This is a genomic window from Paenibacillus cineris (assembly GCF_018333335.1).
Lineage (GTDB): Bacteria > Bacillota > Bacilli > Paenibacillales > Paenibacillaceae > Paenibacillus_AQ > Paenibacillus_AQ favisporus.
On record NZ_BORU01000001.1, the window covers coordinates 2,351,128 to 2,371,797 of the forward strand.

Sequence of the window (20,670 nt, forward strand, 5' to 3'; positions counted from 1 at the left end):
CGATGGAACGAATCGAAGGATCGGGAGCCAGCCAGCTTGTGCAGCTGATTCGTGCGATCGGATACAATTCCGATATGTCCATTGAACTTGCGACCGTGACGGCTGCGCCTCCCGAGCTCAAAATCAAAGTCGATCACATGAATGTCGAGCTGGAAAAAGATGATCTCATCGTGGCCCAGTCTCTAACCAAATATAAGCGAAAAGTGAATCTGAAGAGTGAAAGCAAGACGAAAGTGTCCGCAACGAACATGAATCCGGAGGTGCCTCCTTTCAACTTCGATCCTGGCGCCGTGTTTGTGGGCCAAGGCAAGATATCGTTTACCGGAATAAATGTGTCGTCCGCCGATTTCTCCACCGAGGAAGCCGAGCTGGAATTTATCGACGAACTGGAGGAAGGCGACCGCGTGGTCGTGGCAGGGATACAGCAAGGACAAATTTATATTATTTTGGACCGGGCGGTGATGTACTGATGGCACTATCACCATTGCGCAACCGCGAGGAGCGATTTGTTGAAGTGAAGCATCTCTCCGCACCGTCGCGGACTTATAGCCTTGATTTTGATACAGGAGATGTCGGAGGGCGGATCATCGACGGGCAGGAGGCGCTTCGACAATGGATCCGGAAGGCCATTCTCACGGCCAGGTACCGATATCTTATTTACGACAGTCAGTACGGCTGCGAGCTTGAAAGTTTGCTGGGCCAGGATATTTCCCATCAGCTGCTGAAGAGCGAAATTACGAGAGTAATTACCGAGGCGATTTTGGCGGATGACCGCGTCACATCGGTGGAGCAGTTTGCCATCGTGCGTGACGGTGACCGGTTGTTTGTGACATTTACCGTTCGGACCAGTGAAGGGATCTTAGAACAAGAGGTGACGATCTGATATGTATGAACAGCAGACGAAAGGGGCCATCTTGCAGCGGATGCTGGATGCTTCGCCTGCCGATCTCGACAAGCGCCAAGGTTCGGTAACGTATGACCTGCTGTCGCCAGCGGCCATCGAGCTGGCGCATGCCTATATTGAACTCGACAATGTGCTGAAGTTTGGCTTTGCCGGCCCGCAGCAGCCCTCCGAGTTTCTGGATCTCCGGGCCGCCGAATTTGGCCTGGCTCGCCGTCCGAGCGTGAAGGCGGAAGGCGAGCTTCGCTTTAAGGGTGACGACCATACTGTGATTCCACGGGGAACCGCCGTTTCAACGGAAGACGAGGATCCTGTTGTGTTCGTCACAGTCGATGAGGCGACCATCAAGCAGGGGAGCGCTGTCGTGAAAGCCGCCGCGGCTGTGGGAGGCAGGAGTGGGAACGTGGCTGCAGGCCGAATTACGCTAGTACGAGGCAACTTATCCGGCGTCCTGACGGTGACCAATCCACAGCCTTTTGTCAATGGGGCTGACACGGAGTCGGACGAATCGCTTCTTGGACGGTATTTCGACCGCGTCAGAAGACCGGCGACGAGCGGCAATGCGTGGCATTATCGGGAATGGGCTCTCGAAGTTCCAGGCGTAGGCGACGTCAAAGTATTCCCGGTATGGAACGGGGGCGGGACGGTCAAACTGTCCGTTTTGTCCGACGACAAACGTGCCCCAGTCCCCACCATTATTGAGCGTGTGCGTGCGGCCGTGGAAGAACGGCGTCCGGTTGGGGCTCAGGTCACGGTGACTCCTGCGGTGGAGGTGAAGATTGATGTGTCGGCGGCGATCAAGCTGATGCCGGGTGCGGTGCTTGAAGACGTTAAAACCAAATTTCAGCGGCAGTTGGCGGCATTTTTGGCGGGTCTTGCTTTTCACCAAACGCTGGTTCCCTATAACCGGGTGTTTGGTCTGCTGCTGGACGTTGAAGAAATATTGGATTTCAGCCAGCTAACAATCAATGGTACTTCCGGGAATCTGGAACTCGCCGAAGAGCAGGTTGCTGTGGCAGGGACGGTGAATTTCGTTGTTGCGTAACATTTCGTCGGATATGCTGGAGTATCTCCCCAAGTATTATTCGGATTCCCGGATCGTTGGTAATCTGACCGGCCGTGAAGCGGATGAAGTGAACCGCCTGCATGAAGGCATTCAAGACGTCCTTAAACAATTTTTTATTGATACGGCCACATGGGGGCTGGATACATGGGAGAACATTTGCGGCATTCCGCATACGCCGGGCAAACCCGACGATCAACGGCGATCCGTCATCAAGACGAAGCTGCGCGGTGCCGGAACAGTCACTCTGGCTGTCATTCGCAGCGTCGTCGACTCGTTTGAAAACGGAGAAGTCGACATCCAGGAAAACTTCGGAGGTTATGAAGTTGTCGTCACCTTTATCGGCAAGCGCGGCGTGCCGCCGAATTTGAATGACGTCCAGAAGGCGCTGCGGGAGATCGTCCCGGCGCATCTGCACCTGAACTTCCAGTTTACCTACTTGAGGTGGGAGGAACTGGATGCCGCAGATTTAACCTGGGAGGAGCTAGAAGCGCTTGGAATGACATGGGACGAACTGGAGGTCTGGAAGCCGGATCATCCAGGAACAGAGCTTGAAATGTAAGGGGGAGTAGACATGGCAAAACTGCCAAGCGGACTGCAGACTTACGAGCCTTCTGATACGGTCAGGAGGATCGCGCAAAATGAAAATATTGAAGCGACCGATGCGCTGTTTCACGGAACAGGCGGGCACCGGCATACGGGAAAAGCAGGGGATGCGCCGCTCATCGGCGCCGAAGGCATCGCCGGCGGCGCTGTCACAGGTGATAAGATCGCATCCACAGCTGTCACTGGAGACAAAGTGGCACGCTACACATTGTGCCGCAGGCATCTGAAATCCGGCCGGATCAGCAGGAATGCTGCCAAATACAAGCCGGTTACCGTAACTGCCGGACAGCTCAGCGGGCTGCCGACGGTGCCGTATTTCCAATCCGGCGAACATTTTTGGGCTTTGTATTCAGCCTATAACAAGTTTCCTCAATCCATGACAGTGATGCTGGGCGACGAATATTCGGATATCGAAGGCGTTTCTTTTGAAAAGGGTTGGAACGCGGATCCCGTCAGCTTCTATATCGAAACCAGCAGCGACAACACCAATTGGAGAAAGGTTTACACCTATTCGCGCAGCGTAACGGACGAATTCCCAAGGTATCATCCCTTTGATCAAGCGTCAGCCGGTTCTTACATCCGGTTAACGGTGACCGCTCCAGACAGCTCGGGCAATACGATCATCGCCGGTTTCGGTGTGCTCAGCAGGGCTTGTCCGGAGAGCAGTCCCGATTTTAAAGTCGAGAATGGTGTTTTGAAATTTCATGACGGATCGGGGTGGAAGGGCGTGGGAATTAAAAGCGTACAGCGCGGAACGACGAATATTTCTTTTTTCTATCCGAATGGAAACGGCTCATTGGTTAAAGAAGTGACCATTACGGCAGTTAATCCACAAAAAAGCTTTGTTAATATCACCACAACCGGCTTGTCGCATTGGTCTCAAACCTCGCCGATGATGGACGGCTCGGTATGTGCAACCCTTGTGGGAAATAACAAGGTCAAATTTAATTTCATGGACGGATTTTACGAGGCATATGCGGAAATTTCCTGGGAGGTGATCGAATTTGCCTAATTACTACGCGGAATTGGATGGGGATGACAAGGTGTTTGCGGTTAGCGAACTGGCTGGCGTTGTGGATTCTCCGCTTATGATCCCGATTACTTTCGAGCAATATCAAGATCGGCGGCTCCTGTTTACCCGCTTCGTCGAAGGCAAGTTCCAAGGAGCCTTTGCGCGGATCGAAGCGGATAAATCCTCCATTGCGGCAACAGGTGAAGATACCCTGTCTGCCCAGATCATCATAACCGATTGGGAGGGGAACGTGCAGGACCAATACAATGAAGTGATCCAGGTGGAGCTGAACGGGGTGCTGCAGTCCGTGAAAACAGAAAAAGGCGTGGCTCATATCACGGTTACCAGTGATGAGCCCGGCGCGTTCGTTTTAAAGACACACGGATTGGACCGAAATGCGGAGCTGAAGGTGGTGGTTGCCGATGCCGGCTAAGAAGGCAGTGTCTTCAAAAACCCATTTTCACATTCCGAAGGACCCGCTTCGGGTCAAGTCGGAAGAGATACAAGCCCGCCATGAAGGGAGAAGCCAGCGCAGTCTGAAGAAAGTGGAAGTCACCAACGACATGCTATACGAATTGTTAACGGATATTTTGGAGAAACAGTCCATACTGGAACAACGGTTGGAGCAGTATATGAGGGGAAAGCCGTTGAACTGATTCTGACCTCTATCTCTCCGCACAGAGCGGCGGATAGAGGTCTTTGTTATGTAGTGAAGGCCTTCCGGTGAATGCAATCCATATTTCGATGATGACCGAAGGGTTTCCGGTTTATCATGGAGTCAGGTTGATCAAAAAGTGAAAGAAGAAAGGATGGGTGAATGGTGGATATTGAGCAGCACATCCGCAAAGCACTGGATTTCAGACAGTTTCATAAGCAGACCTTCGTTTTGCCCAACGCTTGGGATCCGGCAAGCGCCAAGGTCTTCGAGCAGTGCGGATTCAAGGCCGTAGGCACGACCAGCGCAGGCATTGCCGCCGCCCATGGTTACACGGACCGGAGCATGCCGTTTGACTCGATGTTAGACGCGGTCCGGGAGATCGTTCAGGCTGTGAACATCCCGGTTACCGTAGATATGGAAGACGGGTATGGATCGACGCCGGAAGAAGTCGCGAATTCGGTTAGGCAAGTGATCGAATCAGGCGCAGTTGGGATCAACCTGGAAGACAGCAAGATGAATCCCCGAGACGGTCTGTATGACATCTCCGAGCAGCAGCAGAAAATAGCCGCCATCCGGCAGTCCATAAACCGGTTGGGCATCCCGGTGTTTATGAATGCCAGGACGGATCCTTATTGGATTCGAAAGGGAACGCCGGAGGACATGCTGGAGGACACGCTTAAACGAACTAAGGCTTACAGAGAAGCAGGGGCAGACGGCGTCTTTGTGCCCGGCGTTACAGATATTGCTGCGATCCGCATCCTCCGGAAAGAAATCGGAGGTCCGGTCAACCTGCTGGCCGGCGCCGGCATACCGTCCCTTCAGGAGCTGCAGTCGCTGGGGATTGAACGGATCAGCACCGGCTCCGGCCCTTTCCGTGCTGTGATATCGATGCTCCACAGGATCGGCGGCGAAATGCTGGAGCACGGCTCGTTTGAGCGAATGACATCGGATGTCCTCACGTATGATGATTTATTGCAGCTCTAACGATGACGGGCATGTTCCTTAAAATACTCGGCTGCAAACTGCTGAAGATATTGCACGCTGTAGCGGATTTCACCGGGTTCCAGATGACCGTAGCCAAGCAGCAGCTTGTCGGTGTGCCTTCCTTTCCGTATGCAGTGATGCTCCACGGGGACCGTGCGTATCCCGCTCCGGCGTGCATGATCCCGAAACGAATCATCGAAGGCCATGCCGGCAAACTCAACGGCCAAATGCAGCCCTGCCGCATCGCCCCAAGGACGCCATTGCTCCCCAAAACAGTCCGCCAGCGCATCGAGGAGAACCTGGCGCCGTTCTCTGTACAGCTTCTTCATCCTTGCGATATGCCGGTCGAATTTGCGGGTACGCAAAAACTCGGCCAGCGCCGCCTGTTCAAATGGCGGATTTTGCACGTCCGTATAGGTGCGCAGCCTTCTCCAGCGGCTTTGCAGCTCGCGGGGAACTAGAACATACCCGATCCGGAGCGCAGGAAACAGAACTTTACTGAACGTGCCGATATAAATGACCCGGTCCCGGGCCATCGCATACATTGGTGCTGCCGGTTCCCCGTAATATCTGTATTCGCTGTCATAGTCGTCCTCAATGACATAGCTGCCGCAGCGGCGCGCAAAGCGGATCAGCTCGGCTCGCCTGGCTGCAGGCAAAATACCCCCAAGAGGAAATTGATGGGACGGTGTAACGTATATCGGCCCGCGGTGATCCAGGGATAAGGCATTGGTCTCAATCCCATGGGCATCGACGGGAACCGGCGTCACCTTGTAACCTTTTTGAATAAAAGTCTGGATCATCTCAATATTACAGGGATCCTCGGCCAATATTTCCGGATGGTCCGTATGGAGCAGGTCGGCAACCAAGTGAAGCGCCTGCGTGGCGCCAGCGGTAATATAAATATCACCGGCGTCAACAGTCAGTCCTTTGCTGCGCAAAAGCCAGGCGGCAATCTCTTCGCGCAGCTGTACCAGGCCTTGAGGGCCGCCATATCCCAGAAGCTCCACCGGCATTTCGCCCAAGGCCTTCTGGAATACCCTCTGCCAAGCGTAACGCGGAAACTCGCGAAGATCCGGCTGGCCTGTTTTGAAGTCCGCCCGAAAGGAAGGAACAGGGATCGCTTCTTGATGCTGCTGGAATGCGCTCTGCTTCGCTTGATCCAGAATTAACCCTCCAACAACCCGGGTAGGCGCCCCCTGTCGGCTTTCCGCGTACCCTTCGGCGATCAGCATGTCATATGCTTCATTCACGGTATTCCGTGACACGGCCAGCGACTGGGCCAATTCACGGGTCGAAGGGAGGGGCGAGCCCTCCTTCAGAATCCCGTTTATCATTTGATCCCTCAGCCTCTGATAAATCTGACGTTTCAATGAAATGTCCAAGCTCCGGTCCAACTCGATTCCCCACATGGCATCCTCCAACTGGTTGGTATCATTTCGGGATGAACTGGTCCTTTTCCGTACCAGTTTGTTCCACTATGATTGTAACAGCCTTTTGGAAACGAAACTACTGAACCGGGGATGATGCTGAAAATGGAACGAATCAAAGGATATGTGTATCTGCTATGCGCATTTGGGCTTGCCGGCACCTCTGTCGTGGCGGCTTCGTTTGTAAACGGTAAGCTTGGAACGTTTACGATTACTTCCATGGGCCTTTTGTTCTCGCTGGTCTGCCTGCTGCCGTTCTGTATGGGGCAGCTGCTGAGAACGATCCGGGCCCTGTCTGCCAGGCAGTGGCTGCTGCTGTTCTGCCAGGCGATGTTCGGCGTCCTGCTGTTCCGTATGTTTTTGCTTTACGGTCTCACCCGTACAAGCTCGGTGGAGGCCGGTATATTAACCGGCGCGACTCCCGCGATGACGGTATTGTTGGCCGTGCTGTTCCTGCGCGAAAAGATGAGAGCCGCCCATTTACTAGGCGTCGCCGGCACGGTCTGCGGCATATTGCTGATCCAGGGCGTGTTTATGCCGGAAAGCCGTTTCAGCAATGAACATATGGTTGGAAACATTCTGGTCCTGGGTGCCGCCGGCTGCGAGTCGCTGTTCAACGTTCTGTCCCGCGCAGCGGCAGTCCAAAGCAGCGGGAAACACGAAGCTATACATCCTGTCGTGCAGACGACGCTCGTCTCCGCGATGGCATGGCTGATCGGCCTGGTCCCTTGTTTGGCGGAGCAGCCTTTAGCGGCTCTCTCCGGAATGGGATGGCAAGGGTGGCTGGCTCTTGTATGGTATGGTCCTGTGGTGACCGCCCTGGCGTTTATTTGCTGGTATGCCAGCATCCGGCACTGCAGAGCTTCGACCGCGGCCGCCTTTTCGGGCATGATGCCGTTCACTTCCCTGACACTCTCCGTGTGGCTGCTGCACGAACAGGCCGGATGGCCGCAGTGGGCAGGGGGCCTGCTTGTCATTGCCGGCATGGTTCTGATCGGCATGGATTGGGAATCCAAGCTTGTAAGGCAGACCCAGATGCCTGCAGGTTTACCTAAAAAAAGCGGGACATAAATTCATCAATCGCCGTCGTGTCTTCATAACTGCCGATAATGACGAACACAAGGAATGGAACGGCGATGACCGCGATCAGCAGGCCTTTGCCGAAATAGAGGAGAAATCTGGTCAGCATATTCATTCTCGATCACTCCTTCAAAATTTTAATAGGGCAGGGATCAAAAAAGACCCTGATCAGAATCGCTTCTGATAAGAGTCGGAGCCGCTGCGGCCCGTAGATCCGCAAGGTTCTGGTTCATTCTTCTAGTTCAGTATATGACTGAAAATAGGGAGTAAGAACAGCAGCCCCGCTGCCAGAATCCTGCACGTGGCTTATGAAAAGATGATTGACAGTTTAAAACCCGGATGATATGTTTACCGGCAAAACCGAAGAAATCAGGAGGCTGAAGCATTCATGTCCTTTGATCCTCTATATCATCCGTATCCTTCTTACCGGCTGCCGGTTTACGCGAATAAAGGCATGGTGGCCACTTCGCAGGCGCTTGCCTCAGCGGCAGGCTTGGACATTCTGAAGCGCGGGGGCAACGCCGTCGATGCGGCGATCGCTACGGCTGCGGCGCTGACGGTAGTGGAGCCGTGCTCGAACGGAATCGGCGGTGACGCCTTTGCCCTCGTTTGGATGAAAGGCCAGCTGCACGGGCTGAACAGCAGCGGCCCGGCGCCGGCCTCGATCTCGATCGAGGCGGTGAAAGCGCTGGGGCATCACGAGATGCCGCGCTACGGCGCGATTCCGGTGACCGTGCCGGGCACGCCGGCCGCCTGGGCGGAGCTATCGCGCAAGTTCGGCCGGCTGCCGCTGGCCGAGTCGCTGGAGCCGGCCATCCGCTACGCGGAGGATGGCTACCCGGTATCGCCAACGGCCGCAGCCAACTGGCACGCCGCCTTCCGGCGCTACAGCACGCTCGAAGGCGAGGAATTTTCGCCGTGGCTGAGCGTGTTTGCGCCGTGGGGCAGGCCGCCGGCGGCCGGCGAGATATGGCGCTGGCCCGACCATGCGCGGACGCTCCGCCTGATCGGCTCGACGGAAGCGGAAGCGTTCTACCACGGGGAGCTGGCCGAGCGGATCGCCGGATTTATATCCCAATCCGGCGGCTTTTTGAGCGAAGAAGATCTGGCTGCCTTCAAGCCGGAGTGGGTGAAGCCGATGTCGGTACCGTACCGCGGCTACGACATTTGGGAGATCCCACCGAACGGGCAAGGCTTGATCGCCTTGATTGCGCTCAATATTTTAAAGGGATTTCCGGAGGCATCCCAGGAATCGGCCGAATCATATCACCGTCAGATCGAAGCGATGAAGCTGGCGTTTGCAGACGGTGCCCGTTACATAACGGATGCTGCGCATATGTCCGTCGATCCGCATGTATTATTGACGGAAGAGTACGGGGAGCTGAGAAGAGGGCTGATCGGCGCCGAGGCGATGGTTCCGGCGGCAGGCGAGCCGCGCGCAAGCGGAACGGTGTACTTGGCGGCCGCAGATGGAGAAGGCAACATGGTTTCTTTTATTCAGAGCAACTATACCGGCTTCGGATCAGGGATCGTCGTTCCCGGTACAGGGATCGCCCTGCAAAACCGCGGGCTGGAATTTTCGCTGGAGGAGGATCATGCCAACCGCCTGGTGCCGGGAAAACGGACGTACCACACGATCATCCCGGGTTTTATCACCAAAGGAGAACAGCCGGTGGGGCCTTTTGGCGTAATGGGCGGGTATATGCAGCCACAGGGACATGTTCAGGTGGCGATGAACCTGATTGATTACGGCCTTCATCCGCAGGCAGCTCTCGATGCCCCTAGATGGCAATGGGTAAAGGGCAAGACGGTGACGGTCGAGCCTCACTTTCCGATGCATATGGTCAGACGTCTCCAGCGTATGGGACATGACGTTCAGGTTGCACACGACTTCGGCTCGTTTGGGCGAGGGCAGGTCATCTGGAGAGATCCGAATACCGGAGTGCTGTGCGGAGGAACCGACCCCCGTACTGATGGGGGCGTTGCCGTCTGGTAATACATTTCAGCATTTAGTTCGGCCGACCTCGGACCATATAGAAAGGGATACGAAGCTCGCCAATCTGGATGTTGGCGGGCTTTTTCCCTTTGACCGATCGTTACGCCATGGCGTTCACGGCTTGGCCGTACCTAGAGCAATATCATGCAATCCTTACGGGTGAGCCATCGGTTACCCTTACAGAGAAACCAAGAAGGAGGTGACGGCATGCCGGACGAAATTCGAACCGTTTATTATGACGCCGGCCTGCAGGTCGAGGCATACCGATTTGTGGGTGTCAAACAGAAATTTCCCCCTCATTTTCACGACTATTACGTAATTGGATTTATAGAAGGTGGGCAGCGCTACTTGGAATGCCAGCAGCGGGAATATATCATCAATCCTGGCGATATCATCATTTTTAATCCGCGTGATGTTCATGCCTGCGAGCAAGTGGACGGCCGTGCCCTGGATTACCGCTGCATAAATGTCCAGTCTCAGCGGATGATGGAAATCGCGCAGGAAATTACGGGCCGAAGCTATTTGCCGGCGTTTGCGCAAACCGTCCTGTACCAGAGCGAGCTTGCCCCTTCGCTGAGGGAAATTCATGCCATGATCTGTGAGGGAGAGTCTGATTTTATCAAGGAAGAACAGTTCTTTTTGCTGATGGGACAGCTGATTCATGAATATACGGATGTCTCGGCCTGCGAGGCTTATGAGGGGGGAGCGGGCTTTCAGGATGTGTGTGATTACATGGAGACGAACTTCGCAGGGGCCATTTCACTGGATAACTTAAGCGCTTTGGCAGGGCTCAGCAAGTACCACTTTTTACGCTCGTTTACCCGGGAACGGGGCATATCGCCATACAGCTACCTGGAGACGGTGCGGATCGGACACGCCAAGAAACTGCTGGAACAGGGAACGCCTCCGGCGGATACGGCACTGCTGACCGGGTTCAGTGATCAAAGCCATTTCAGCAACTTTTTCAAGCGATTTATCGGGCTAACGCCGCGCCAGTATATGCGAATTTTCGGGAATGAACGGCAGATGGAGCCTGTCCTGCCAACTAAGGGGGCAAAAGGCGTATGAAGCTGTCCGAAAGCCGGAACGCTGGCCATATGACCGCCTTGTTGACGATTCTGATTTGGGGGACGACGTTCATATCGACCAAAGTGCTTCTGGACGATTTTGAACCCTTCGCCATTTTGCTGCTGCGTTTCGCAATCGGATATGTGGCACTGCTTGCCGTTCATCCCCGAATGATTCCATTCCGGCGGATCCGGGAAGAGCTGCTGTTTGCGGGGGCGGGCCTTTGCGGGGTAACCTTGTATTTCTTGCTGGAAAATGTGGCGCTAACCTATACGCTTGCTTCCAACGTTGGCATCATCGTTTCGGTCGCCCCTTTTGTCACCGCGGTAACGTCCAGGCTTATCTTAAAAGAAGGGAGGCTGGATGGGCTGTTTTTCGTGGGCTTCGCGGTGGCCATGAGTGGAGTGGTGCTGCTCACGCTGCAAGGAAGCGCTGTGCTGAAGCTGAATCCGATCGGGGATTCCCTGGCAGCACTTGCATGCGTGTTTTGGGGAATCTATTCGATCCTCACGCGCAAAATAAGCCGGCTGGGGTATCATACCATTGGTTGTACGCGGCGGATCTTTTTCTATGGTCTTCTGTTTATGCTTCCGGTCTTGCTTACTGAGGGTCTGCCCGGTAACCTCGAGCGTTTGTCCGATGGCACCAATATTGCCAATCTGCTGTTTCTTGGGCTGGGTGCATCCGCGGTATGCTTTGTCACCTGGAACTGGAGCGTTGGTGTTCTTGGGCCCGTACAGACCAGTGTATATATCTATCTCGTGCCGGTCATCACCGTGGCAGCGGCGGCCTTGATTCTCAACGAGGAGATCACAGCAGCCGCGGTCTGGGGCGCATTGTTAACCGTCGCCGGACTGGTTCTTTCTGAACGAAGGGGGATACAAACGAGAGCGGGGATGGACAAAGAAACATCTGGGAAGCCACTGTGAAACAGATAATACAGATGACTTAAAAAATGGATTGCCACCTCCGAAGTGTCATGTTATATTGATAATGATTCTCAATATCAAATACATAGGGGTGGATTCAGTTGTTTAAATTTATAAGACCATACACGCTGATGGTCTGTGTGTTAGGAATAGCCCTGCTGCTGGCGGCCTGCGGCGGGAACGGATCCAATGCAGGGTCGGGGACGTCGGGAAGCGGAGGTGAGGCCGCTGGAACTGCTTCAGCAGGATCATCGTCTGACACGCCTTCATCCCAAGCCGGGGGGAATGAGTCTTCCGGAACGGGTAAAACGGTTACGTTCCAAGCGGGCAACGGCGATGTTCAGGTACCCGAGCATCCGCAGCGGATCGTCGATTTGACGAATTTCTATACAGGGTACTTTCTGGCGCTAGGCGTCAAGCCGGTCGGCGTGTTGGAAGGCGCTATGGAGAATCCGTATTTCGAGGGCATGCTGGACGGCGTCGAAAGCGTCGGCAGCGAGCCATCGCCCGAAAAAATTCTGTCGCTGAAACCGGATCTGATCATCACCTATACCGGGACGGACGGAATCGATCAGCTGGAGCAGATTGCACCGGTTGTCGCCATCGAATACGGTAAAAAGAATTACAAGGATCAGATGATCGACTTCGGAAAACTAACCGGTAAAGAAGCAGAAGCGAAGGCTTGGGTCGAGCAGTGGGAAAACAAGATCAATGAACTGAAGCCCAAGATTCAGGAAGCGGTAGGCAGCAAAACGGTGTCCATCCTGAACCCTTATGCCAAAGGGCTGTACGTGTTTGGACATAATTTCGGCCGCGGCGGAGAAATCATATATGACGAATTCGGCTTGAAGGCGCCGCCGGAAGCACAGAAGGAAGCGATTGACAGCGGGACCGGCTGGGCTACCATCTCTATGGAGAAGCTCCCGGAATTTGCCGGAGATATCATTTTCACATGTCCGTGGTCAGGAGACACAAGCGACCCGAATATCGTCTATGACAACCCGGTATGGAAAAGCTTGCCTGCGGTTAAAGCAGGTCATGTATTTCAGCTGAATCCGAAGGCGGACACATACAACGATCCAGTATCATTGGAAGCTCAGCTGACGTTCATATCGGACAGTCTGCTGTCCGTTAAATAAAGTATGGATAAAGCTCTGCAGTTGCGGGTAAACAAGCCGCCTGTGGAGCTTATTTTGGTTAGAACAAGAGCGGTCGTTATAGTTTGCGGCTATAACTAGATATAGTTATTTCCAGTTATACGGCAGCAGACGTCACGTGTTATCTTTTTGGTAACAATTTGCAAAGGGGTAACGAAGATGGCATACAGCAGCAGTTTGGGATATCCGCGCATCGGCGCAAACCGGGAATGGAAGAAGGCGCTGGAGGCGTTTTGGTCCGGTAAAATCGAAGAAGCGGAGCTGCACGCGCAGCTGCAGGACATTCGTTTGAATCATCTGAGCAATCAGCGGGACAAAGGAATCGATCTGATCCCGGTCAACGATTTCAGCTATTATGATCATGTGTTGGACACAGCAGCCATGTTCGGGATGATTCCGGAACGTTTTGAATACAACGGCGGGCCCGTTCCCGTATCCGTCTACTTCGCGATGGCGAGAGGAAGCAAAGACGCCACCGCCTGCGAAATGACCAAATGGTTCAATACGAACTACCACTACATCGTGCCGGAACTGGGCCGCATCACGCCTGTCCTTACCGAGAACAAACCACTTGCGGCTTACCGTGAGGCCAAGGACAAGCTTGGCATCGAAGGAAAACCGGTCATCCTCGGACCGCTCACTTTTCTGAAGCTGTCCAAAGGGTATGCCGCATCGGAAACGGACGCCTGGCTTGATCGTCTGCTGCCGCTGTACGTGCAGGTTCTGAAGGAGCTGGAACAGGAAGGCGTCAACTGGGTGCAGGTGGATGAGCCGATTCTCGTAACGAAGCTAAGCGATACAGACGTCAGCCGGCTGCAGAAGATTTACCAAACGCTCAAAGCTGCGGCGCCAGGCGTCAAAGTCATGCTGCAGACCTATTTTGAAGCAGTCGAACGTTATCAAGAGGTTACACAGCTGCCGGTCGACGGTATCGGGCTGGATCTGGTCCACGGAGGGGCAGGGAACCGGCAATCCATCCGTGACTTCGGGTTTCCGCAGGATAAAGTGCTTGGAGCGGGTGTCATCGATGGACGCGGCATTTGGAAAGCATCCCTGCGCGAAAAGCTCGATCTGCTGAACGAGATCACGGCGACCGTGCCGTCTGAACGGCTGGTGATTCAGTCCTCCTGCAGCCTGCTGCACGTACCCGTCACGGTTCAGGCAGAAACGAAGCTTCAGCCCGAACTTCTGGGTGCGCTGGCTTTTGCCGATGAGAAGCTGGAAGAAATCGTGCTGCTGAGCAAGGCCGTTCAATCCGGAGCATCGGTGATTTCTGCTGAGCTGGAAAAGAGTGAAGCGGCGGTAACCGCGCTCAAGCGTTCCGGCGAACGCAACCGCACCGATATCCAGCAGGCGGTGGCCGCTGTCAGCGCGGAGCCTGCGCAGCGTGAAGCTGCTTTTGCGAAGCGCCTCGACGTGCAGCAGGAACGGTGGCAGCTGCCTATTCTGCCAACGACGACTATCGGCAGCTTCCCGCAGTCGGCGGAAGTGCGCAAGGCACGCCAGCTGTGGCGCAAAGGCGAATGGAACGCCGAGCAGTACACGAATTTTATCCGGGAACAAATCGATCTCTGGATACAGCTGCAGGAGGAAATCGGACTTGATGTGCTCGTTCACGGCGAATTTGAACGGACGGACATGGTCGAATTTTTCGGGGAAAAGCTGGCGGGATTTGCCTTTACGCAGAACGGCTGGGTTCAATCCTACGGCTCCCGCTGCGTCAAACCGCCGATTATTTTCGGCGACGTCGCTTGGGAGAAGCCGATGACGGTCAAGGAGACCGCGTATGCCCAATCCAAGACGAAGCTGCCGGTCAAGGGCATGCTCACCGGGCCGATCACCATAATGAACTGGTCATTCGTCCGCGATGACATCAGCCGCGAGCAAATCGCCTACCAATTGGCTTATGCATTACGGCAAGAGGTCGAGGCGCTGGAGAGTGCGGGGATTGGCATGATCCAGGTGGATGAGCCGGCCGTTCGTGAAGGGCTCCCTCTGAAGGAACAGGACCAGAAAGGCTATCTCGAATGGGCGGTGAAGGCGTTCCGGCTGACCACGTGCACGGTGCAGAATTCGACGCAAATCCATACCCATATGTGCTATTGCGAATTCCATGACATGATCGATTCCATCATTGACATGGACGCGGACGTCATCTCCATTGAAACCTCGCGGAGCCACGGGGAGCTTATTCAGAGCTTCGAAGAGAATACCTACCCGCTGGGTATCGGCCTCGGCGTTTATGACATTCATAGTCCCCGCGTTCCGGACGTAGAGGAGATGACCCGGATGATCGACCGGGCTCTGCGGGTGCTGGATCCGAAGCTCTTCTGGATCAACCCGGACTGCGGACTCAAAACCCGGGGAATCGGAGAGACCGTAGCCTCGCTCCGGAACATGGTTGAAGCTACGCGCCTTGCCCGTGAAAAATACGCTTTGCAAGTGTAAATTGATATAACCCAAAATGCGTTAATCGCCTTTGTTGCTGCGAAGCCAATAGGCGCGGTAAAGCCGGCTATGAATCTACCGCTGTTTTCATCCATTTTTATAGACTTGCCCTCACTTCTCTGATCCTATCGCATCTATTGATAGAGAAGGGAGGTGAGCAAGGATGCCTATTGTAACACCATACCAGAACAGCCTGCGGTATACGTCCACGATCGGTTCGGGGACCGGAACAGGGGCTGCGTTCACTGTGGCCGCTACGGCATTTACGAATGATGCAGGCACGGCGGCCACGGCTTTTCCTGGAGCGTATAAATATTACAATCTTTTTATCAACGGAATGCTCCAGACGGCGGACACGTCCTCGGTCACGACGACCGCCATCACCATTCCAGGAGGTGATGCACTGGACGGAGGAACTCCTCTCGTCGTTCAGTTCGTCGTCTCCTAACGGTTATCACGATGCAAGCGCAGTGCAATGAATCGTCCGGATTCTTCCGGGCGGTTTTTTTCATCCATCCGTTATCCCCTTTCATGATATATTAATAGAATACTGAAGCCGGTTTGGGGGTTGGCATATGGGGAAATTGGAGATCAGAAGACCAAAGGCAGCGGATGTCGAGGCAATACATACGTTTTTTAGGCTGGTTATCACGGATACGTTTGAGAAGGAAGGCATAGCCGACCTGCACGATGATATCGAACATGAAATCGCCTCTAAGCATGATTACCTCAGACAGGATTTGGAATCGCAAGGCCGCCAGCGTTATTTTCTCATCGCATGGTTGGAAGGCAAGATCGCCGGAACGATCGAGTATGGGCCTTCCAGCTCCCTGATTGATGAATCCACCGGCCATGCGCTAAGGGATGTGATCGAAGTCGGGACCGTTCTGGTTCACCCCGAGCTCCATGGCCAAGGTATCGGCAGCACGCTCTGGAGCACCATGCTGCTCACGCTGCAGGCAAAAGGCATCTCGCAATTCTGCCTGGACAGCGGGTATCGGAACGCCCAGCGGATCTGGACCCGGAAATTTGGCGAGGCGGACTATGTGCTGGACAACCATTGGGGAGAGGGGCAGCATCATATGATCTGGTCCCGAAAAGTCGAGGATATATCCATCTCGTTCAAAATATAATATCACTGAATTGCTGCAATTTTGTTGGGATCGCCCCATCAAGCCGGTTACCGGCCTGATGGGAGCGGTCTTTTTTTGGCGCTATTTAAAATGCATGGCCGGATATTTTTTAGCTATAAGCATTTTATACCCGTTCCGGATGTCCGGAAGAGGGATACAATAAGTTTACAAATGATACAGGAGGCGGTACGCATGCGGCAACGCTATATCGACACGAAACCGAAAGGATCCAATCTAATGAAACCTGTGAGGTTAGAGCGATATGAACGATACGATAAATATTGGAGTTTTGGCCCATGTTGACGCCGGCAAAACGACTTTGACGGAGCAAATTCTGTATCAGGCAGGGGTAATCGAGGAAGCGGGATCGGTCGACCAAGGCAGTACGATCACCGACTCTTTGGACATGGAACGGAGAAGGGGGATCACCATCAAAGCGGCAGCCGTGTCGTTTATGCTGGGCGATCTGAAGGTGAATGTAATCGATACACCGGGGCATGCGGACTTCATCTCCGAAGTCGAACATTCCCTTGGCGTTCTGGACGGCGTGATTCTGGTCGTATCCGCGGTTGAGGGAGTTCAGGCACAGACACGGGTGCTGATGCAGACACTCAAGGAGCACGGAATCCCGGTTATTTTCTTTATTAATAAAATCGATCGGCTGGGTGCGGATTTCATTCGGGTGCGGGAATTAATCCGCAAGCTGCTGGATGAACGCATATGTGAGGTGTCAGTTGCCCAGCAAGAGGGAACCGAGTCTGTTCAAGTGGTTCCGGCGGATCCCGGAGGTTCCGGCTGGATCGAAGTGCTGGCTTTGGGCAGCGAAGCGCTGATGGAGGATTTCGCAAATAATGAGGTTATAACTGAAGAGCGGCTGAGGCAAGAGCTGGGCAGACAAAGCCGGCAGGGACTTGCGTTTCCGCTGTTTGCCGGATCGGCGGCGAGAGGTTTGGGGGTTCGGGAGCTGCTCTCCGGGCTGGCCCGTTATTTTCCTGTCCAAGCATCGCAGGCGCTGTCCGCTCTGCCGTTGTCAGGATTGGTCTTCAAAGTGGTTGTCCAGGCGGGCGGGGAACGGCTCGTTTTTGTCCGATTGTTTGGCGGACAGCTGCAGACCCGGGCTGATGTGACGGTCATGACGCAGGATGGCCTGTCGGAACGGATTAAAATCAAGCAGCTGTACGGGCTGAAAGATGGCGAAAGGAAACCGGTTCAACAGGTCGATGCCGGGGATATTGCGATTTTTGGCAGCGAGCAGGTGAAAGTAGGGGACGTGATCGGCTGCGTGTCAGAGAGCATGAAGGTATTTCGTTTTCAGAAGCCTCCAATTCAAGTGCAGGTATCCGCCGTCCGGCCGGAAGATGGACACCCGCTTCATCAGGCGCTGAGTGAACTGACCCTGGAAGACCCGTTTCTGCAGTATGTATATGACTCTCATACCCACGAAAATATCATCCATGTCTTCGGCAAGGTGCAGCAAGAAGTGCTGCTCGAAACGCTGAGAGAGAGGTATGCGATTGAGGCTGCTTTCTCGGCACCGCAAGTGATCTGCATCGAAAAGCCGGTATCTTCCGGGGAGGCGGCGGAAAGCATGGGCGAGCCGGACAACCCGTTCTGGGCAACGGTCGGCTTCCGCGTCGATCCGGGGCCTGTAGATTCCGGATTGGTATACCGCCTGGAGGTTGAACTGGGATCGCTTCCGCTGTCGTTTCAAAAGGCGATCCGGGAAACCGTAACGGAGGTCCTCCAGGAAGGGCTGTACGGGTGGGGCGTTACCGATATCACGGTTACCCTGACCCATAGCGGTTACAGCAGTCCCGTATCTACGGCAAAGGATTTCCGCCTGCTGACACCGCTTGTTCTGATGAAAGCGCTGGAAAGAGCGGGGACCCAGGTGTACGAACCGGTCAGCGAGCTGCAGATCAGCCTTCCCGAATCGAGCATCAGCAAAGTGCTGTTTCGGGTCACGGCGCTGGACGGGACGTTTGAAGAACCGAAGTTCGATCACGGCAGCGTATATGTCACGGGAACGATTCCGGTGCGAAATGCCGACATCTTAAAAACCGAGCTGCACGGGCTCACAGGGGGAGAAGGCGTGATGTCGGTTAAGCCGGGCGGATACATCACTGCTGCCTCGCCGATCCCCGTCAATCAACGGAGGCAGCTGAATCCGCTCCAGCGCGGTGAATACATGCTGCATATCAACAAAATAAAATAAATGGTACATCCACAATCCGAGGTTCCGGGCGAACGTCGGATTGTTGGCATGCCCGGAAGCCGTCATGCAAGATCTGATTCTGAACGCCGAATATGACACATATCGTTAGATGGCACCACGTTTCATCTGCGGTATATTAGCCGAAACCATCCATTTTGTGTAGAGAGGTGAACTGGTTTGAAAGGAAAAGCATTCAAAGCGCTCATGAGCTGCCTTCTGCTCCTTGGACTGCTGCCCTGGAGCGCATCGGCAGAGACGGTACCCGAATCCGTGATTTACGGCGGCGGTCCGTTCTATGCAGGGGGAACCGACACGATGAACACGCTGAAAGCTTCCGGTTTCACGACGGTCATGCTGTGGACTATCCATGTCAACAGCAACGGGGATCTGGTGTATAACGATCAACCGGTGGTATCTAACGGCACCTATGTCGGCAAAGCATCATGGCCTGCCGAGCTGGCTTCGCTCAAGCAGGCGCCCACCTCGGTGAAGCGCCTTGAGATCAGCGTTGGTTCATGGGGTGTGAGCGATTTCCAGAACATCAAAAATCTCGTCGCCACTCAAGGGACGGGAACCGGAAGCATTTTGTACAAAAACTTTGCTGCGCTCAAGTCGGCGCTTGGGGTTGATGCGGTGAGCTTTGACAACGAGGACATATACGACGTTAATTCGGCGGTCGCCTTTGGCAAGATGCTGTCCGGGATGGGCTTGAAGATCACGCTGTGTCCTTATACCAACGTCAGCTATTGGCAGAGCGTCAAATCCCAACTGGGATCCAGCGTGGACCGTGTGTATTTGCAGGTATACGACGGAGGAGCGGGGAATGATCCGGCAGCCTGGAGCAGCCAGCTCGGGATGACGGTAATGCCGGGATTGGACAGCAAAACGTCCAGCGGCGGCAACACCCCGGCTCAAGTCAACAGCCGGATGAGCGCGTGGAAGTCGTCGGCGGGCATCCAGGGAGGTTTTATCTGGTATTATGACGCCATTTTGAACAATCCGGGCGGAGGGTCGGCGGCGGACTACGCGGCGGCGATCAACAGTGCGCTGAGCGCACCCGCTAACGGATCGTTGACGACGGGCGGCACGGTATCCGCGAGCGCAATGGGTAGTCCATCCGGCGAAGAGAAGGAGAAGGCGTTTGACGGGAGCAGCTCAACGAAATGGCTGATTTTTACGAATGCGGGATGGATTCAGTATCAATTCGGCGGGGGGGCATCCCATATCGCCACTTCCTACTCGGTAACGTCAGCTAATGATTTTCCAGCAAGGGATCCGAAGAATTGGTCACTTCAGGGATCGAATAACGGCACGAGCTGGACGACGCTGGATACCCGTACAGGCCAAACCTTTGCAAGCCGCTTCCTGACGAAAACGTATACCTTTAGCAACACGACCGCTTATTCGTATTACCGGCTCAACGTGACGGCGAACAATGGTGGCGCGGAGCTGCAGATCGCCGAAATTGGCCTGTATCCGTAAACCGCTAACCTCGCGTGAACCGTTCAACACCGTCAGCTCTCGTTTAGAAGCTGGCGGTGCTTTGCCGTCAATCGCGTTTGATTTTGCCCAGCTCATCCGTTAACCTGTCCAGCTTACGATTTAATGCTTCCAGCTTCTTATCGTAATGGCGGTAGGTTAAATAACCGAGCACCGCTTTGAACAGAAAAAAGACGACCGCGGCGATGACGATCAAAAAGTAATTGTGGGCGAGCTGCCTGATCCAGCTGTTAATCGCATGTATATCCATGGGCCAGCTTCCTTTGTCCTTGTAATGAGTATAATTCAGCTTTTTCCATATCGGAGCTATTATATCCGCTTATCATCGAGCGTTTAGAAAATAAGCGGCTGACAGAAGTAATAGCTTCAGTTTCAAAAGTGCCGCCTTTCTGTGAAATCGTGACAGGACGGCCGTCAAGTTGTCGTTATATTGCATTGTTCGGATGCGCTTTCATTTCTATAATGGGGATGACATAAAATACTGCTGAGA

The 20,670-nt window shown here is 54.3% G+C and carries 21 protein-coding genes; 18 read left to right on the forward strand and 3 right to left on the reverse strand.

Going from position 1 to position 20,670, the window contains the following annotated elements; translation table 11 throughout:
* The first annotated feature begins 2 nt into the window (after window positions 1–2).
* The 8 genes from KI379_RS11110 (at window position 3) to KI379_RS11145 (ending at window position 5,224) form a co-directional block, all read left to right on the forward strand.
* Window positions 3–470: a DUF2577 family protein gene (locus KI379_RS11110; RefSeq protein ID WP_076166430.1), complete on the forward strand. Its 468-nt coding sequence runs from the start codon at window positions 3–5 to the stop codon at window positions 468–470.
* A complete protein-coding gene (locus KI379_RS11115; protein WP_212983585.1) occupies window positions 470–883 on the forward strand; it encodes a DUF2634 domain-containing protein in 414 nt (137 codons plus the stop codon). Before KI379_RS11110 ends, KI379_RS11115 begins: the two co-directional genes overlap by 1 nt.
* Before the next feature lies 1 nt (window position 884).
* Window positions 885–1,946, forward strand: a complete 1,062-nt coding sequence (locus KI379_RS11120) for a baseplate J/gp47 family protein (protein WP_076166422.1) — start codon at window positions 885–887, stop codon at window positions 1,944–1,946.
* Window positions 1,936–2,526, forward strand: a complete 591-nt coding sequence (locus tag KI379_RS11125; RefSeq protein ID WP_244879256.1) for a putative phage tail protein — start codon at window positions 1,936–1,938, stop codon at window positions 2,524–2,526. Before KI379_RS11120 ends, KI379_RS11125 begins: the two co-directional genes overlap by 11 nt.
* A 12-nt stretch (window positions 2,527–2,538) precedes the next feature.
* Window positions 2,539–3,582, forward strand: coding sequence for a discoidin domain-containing protein (locus tag KI379_RS11130; protein WP_089547075.1), 1,044 nt, complete (start codon window positions 2,539–2,541; stop codon window positions 3,580–3,582).
* Window positions 3,575–4,015, forward strand: coding sequence for a hypothetical protein (locus tag KI379_RS11135; protein ID WP_212983586.1), 441 nt, complete (start codon window positions 3,575–3,577; stop codon window positions 4,013–4,015). Before KI379_RS11130 ends, KI379_RS11135 begins: the two co-directional genes overlap by 8 nt.
* Entirely contained in the window at window positions 4,005–4,238 is a 234-nt protein-coding gene (locus tag KI379_RS11140) for a hypothetical protein (protein WP_076166411.1), read from the forward strand. Before KI379_RS11135 ends, KI379_RS11140 begins: the two co-directional genes overlap by 11 nt.
* Window positions 4,239–4,399: 161 nt before the next feature.
* Window positions 4,400–5,224 carry an isocitrate lyase/PEP mutase family protein gene (locus KI379_RS11145; protein ID WP_212983587.1) on the forward strand — a complete coding sequence of 275 codons (825 nt, stop codon included), beginning with the start codon at window positions 4,400–4,402 and terminating at the stop codon, window positions 5,222–5,224.
* Here KI379_RS11145 and pdxR read toward each other — a convergent pair.
* Window positions 5,221–6,636 carry a MocR-like pyridoxine biosynthesis transcription factor PdxR gene (gene pdxR / locus KI379_RS11150; RefSeq protein ID WP_212983588.1) on the reverse strand — a complete coding sequence of 472 codons (1,416 nt, stop codon included), beginning with the start codon at window positions 6,634–6,636 and terminating at the stop codon, window positions 5,221–5,223. The genes KI379_RS11145 and pdxR overlap by 4 nt on opposite strands.
* Before the next feature lie 123 nt (window positions 6,637–6,759).
* Between pdxR and KI379_RS11155 the strand changes: the two genes are divergently transcribed.
* Complete coding sequence (locus tag KI379_RS11155; RefSeq protein WP_212983589.1) at window positions 6,760–7,725, forward strand: DMT family transporter; 966 nt, start codon at window positions 6,760–6,762, stop codon at window positions 7,723–7,725.
* Here KI379_RS11155 and KI379_RS11160 read toward each other — a convergent pair.
* Window positions 7,706–7,849, reverse strand: a complete 144-nt coding sequence (locus tag KI379_RS11160; protein WP_179231952.1) for a hypothetical protein — start codon at window positions 7,847–7,849, stop codon at window positions 7,706–7,708. The genes KI379_RS11155 and KI379_RS11160 overlap by 20 nt on opposite strands.
* 273 nt (window positions 7,850–8,122) lie before the next feature.
* On the opposite strand from KI379_RS11160, the gene KI379_RS11165 reads away from it, so the two are divergent.
* The 9 genes from KI379_RS11165 to KI379_RS11205 all read left to right on the forward strand — a co-directional run bounded on the left by KI379_RS11165 (window position 8,123) and on the right by KI379_RS11205 (window position 20,162).
* Complete coding sequence (locus tag KI379_RS11165) at window positions 8,123–9,730, forward strand: gamma-glutamyltransferase family protein (RefSeq protein WP_212983590.1); 1,608 nt, start codon at window positions 8,123–8,125, stop codon at window positions 9,728–9,730.
* 207 nt (window positions 9,731–9,937) lie between these two features.
* Window positions 9,938–10,798, forward strand: coding sequence for an AraC family ligand binding domain-containing protein (locus tag KI379_RS11170; protein ID WP_212983591.1), 861 nt, complete (start codon window positions 9,938–9,940; stop codon window positions 10,796–10,798).
* Window positions 10,795–11,727: a DMT family transporter gene (locus KI379_RS11175; protein WP_212983592.1), complete on the forward strand. Its 933-nt coding sequence runs from the start codon at window positions 10,795–10,797 to the stop codon at window positions 11,725–11,727. The genes KI379_RS11170 and KI379_RS11175 overlap by 4 nt, the downstream gene beginning before the upstream one ends.
* Before the next feature lie 101 nt (window positions 11,728–11,828).
* Window positions 11,829–12,866, forward strand: coding sequence for an iron-hydroxamate ABC transporter substrate-binding protein (locus KI379_RS11180; RefSeq protein ID WP_244867260.1), 1,038 nt, complete (start codon window positions 11,829–11,831; stop codon window positions 12,864–12,866).
* A 177-nt stretch (window positions 12,867–13,043) separates the two neighbouring features.
* Window positions 13,044–15,332 (forward strand): 5-methyltetrahydropteroyltriglutamate--homocysteine S-methyltransferase, encoded by a 2,289-nt coding sequence (metE, locus tag KI379_RS11185; RefSeq protein ID WP_212983593.1) that lies wholly within the window; start codon window positions 13,044–13,046, stop codon window positions 15,330–15,332.
* A gap of 163 nt (window positions 15,333–15,495) precedes the next feature.
* The gene (locus KI379_RS11190; RefSeq protein WP_076166384.1) at window positions 15,496–15,780 is read left to right on the forward strand and encodes a DUF4183 domain-containing protein; all 285 of its coding nucleotides are present in this window, start codon (window positions 15,496–15,498) and stop codon (window positions 15,778–15,780) included.
* 127 nt (window positions 15,781–15,907) lie between these two features.
* Window positions 15,908–16,465 carry a GNAT family N-acetyltransferase gene (locus KI379_RS11195; protein WP_212983594.1) on the forward strand — a complete coding sequence of 186 codons (558 nt, stop codon included), beginning with the start codon at window positions 15,908–15,910 and terminating at the stop codon, window positions 16,463–16,465.
* A gap of 262 nt (window positions 16,466–16,727) precedes the next feature.
* Window positions 16,728–18,680, forward strand: coding sequence for an elongation factor G (locus KI379_RS11200; protein WP_212983595.1), 1,953 nt, complete (start codon window positions 16,728–16,730; stop codon window positions 18,678–18,680).
* Between the two features lie 177 nt (window positions 18,681–18,857).
* Window positions 18,858–20,162: a discoidin domain-containing protein gene (locus KI379_RS11205; RefSeq protein ID WP_244879257.1), complete on the forward strand. Its 1,305-nt coding sequence runs from the start codon at window positions 18,858–18,860 to the stop codon at window positions 20,160–20,162.
* A 67-nt stretch (window positions 20,163–20,229) separates the two neighbouring features.
* Here the strand turns inward: KI379_RS11205 and KI379_RS11210 are convergent, their stop codons facing one another.
* On the reverse strand, window positions 20,230–20,430 hold the full coding sequence (locus KI379_RS11210; RefSeq protein WP_076166375.1) for a hypothetical protein: 201 nt from the start codon (window positions 20,428–20,430) through the stop codon (window positions 20,230–20,232).
* Between the last annotated feature and the right edge of the window lie 240 nt (window positions 20,431–20,670).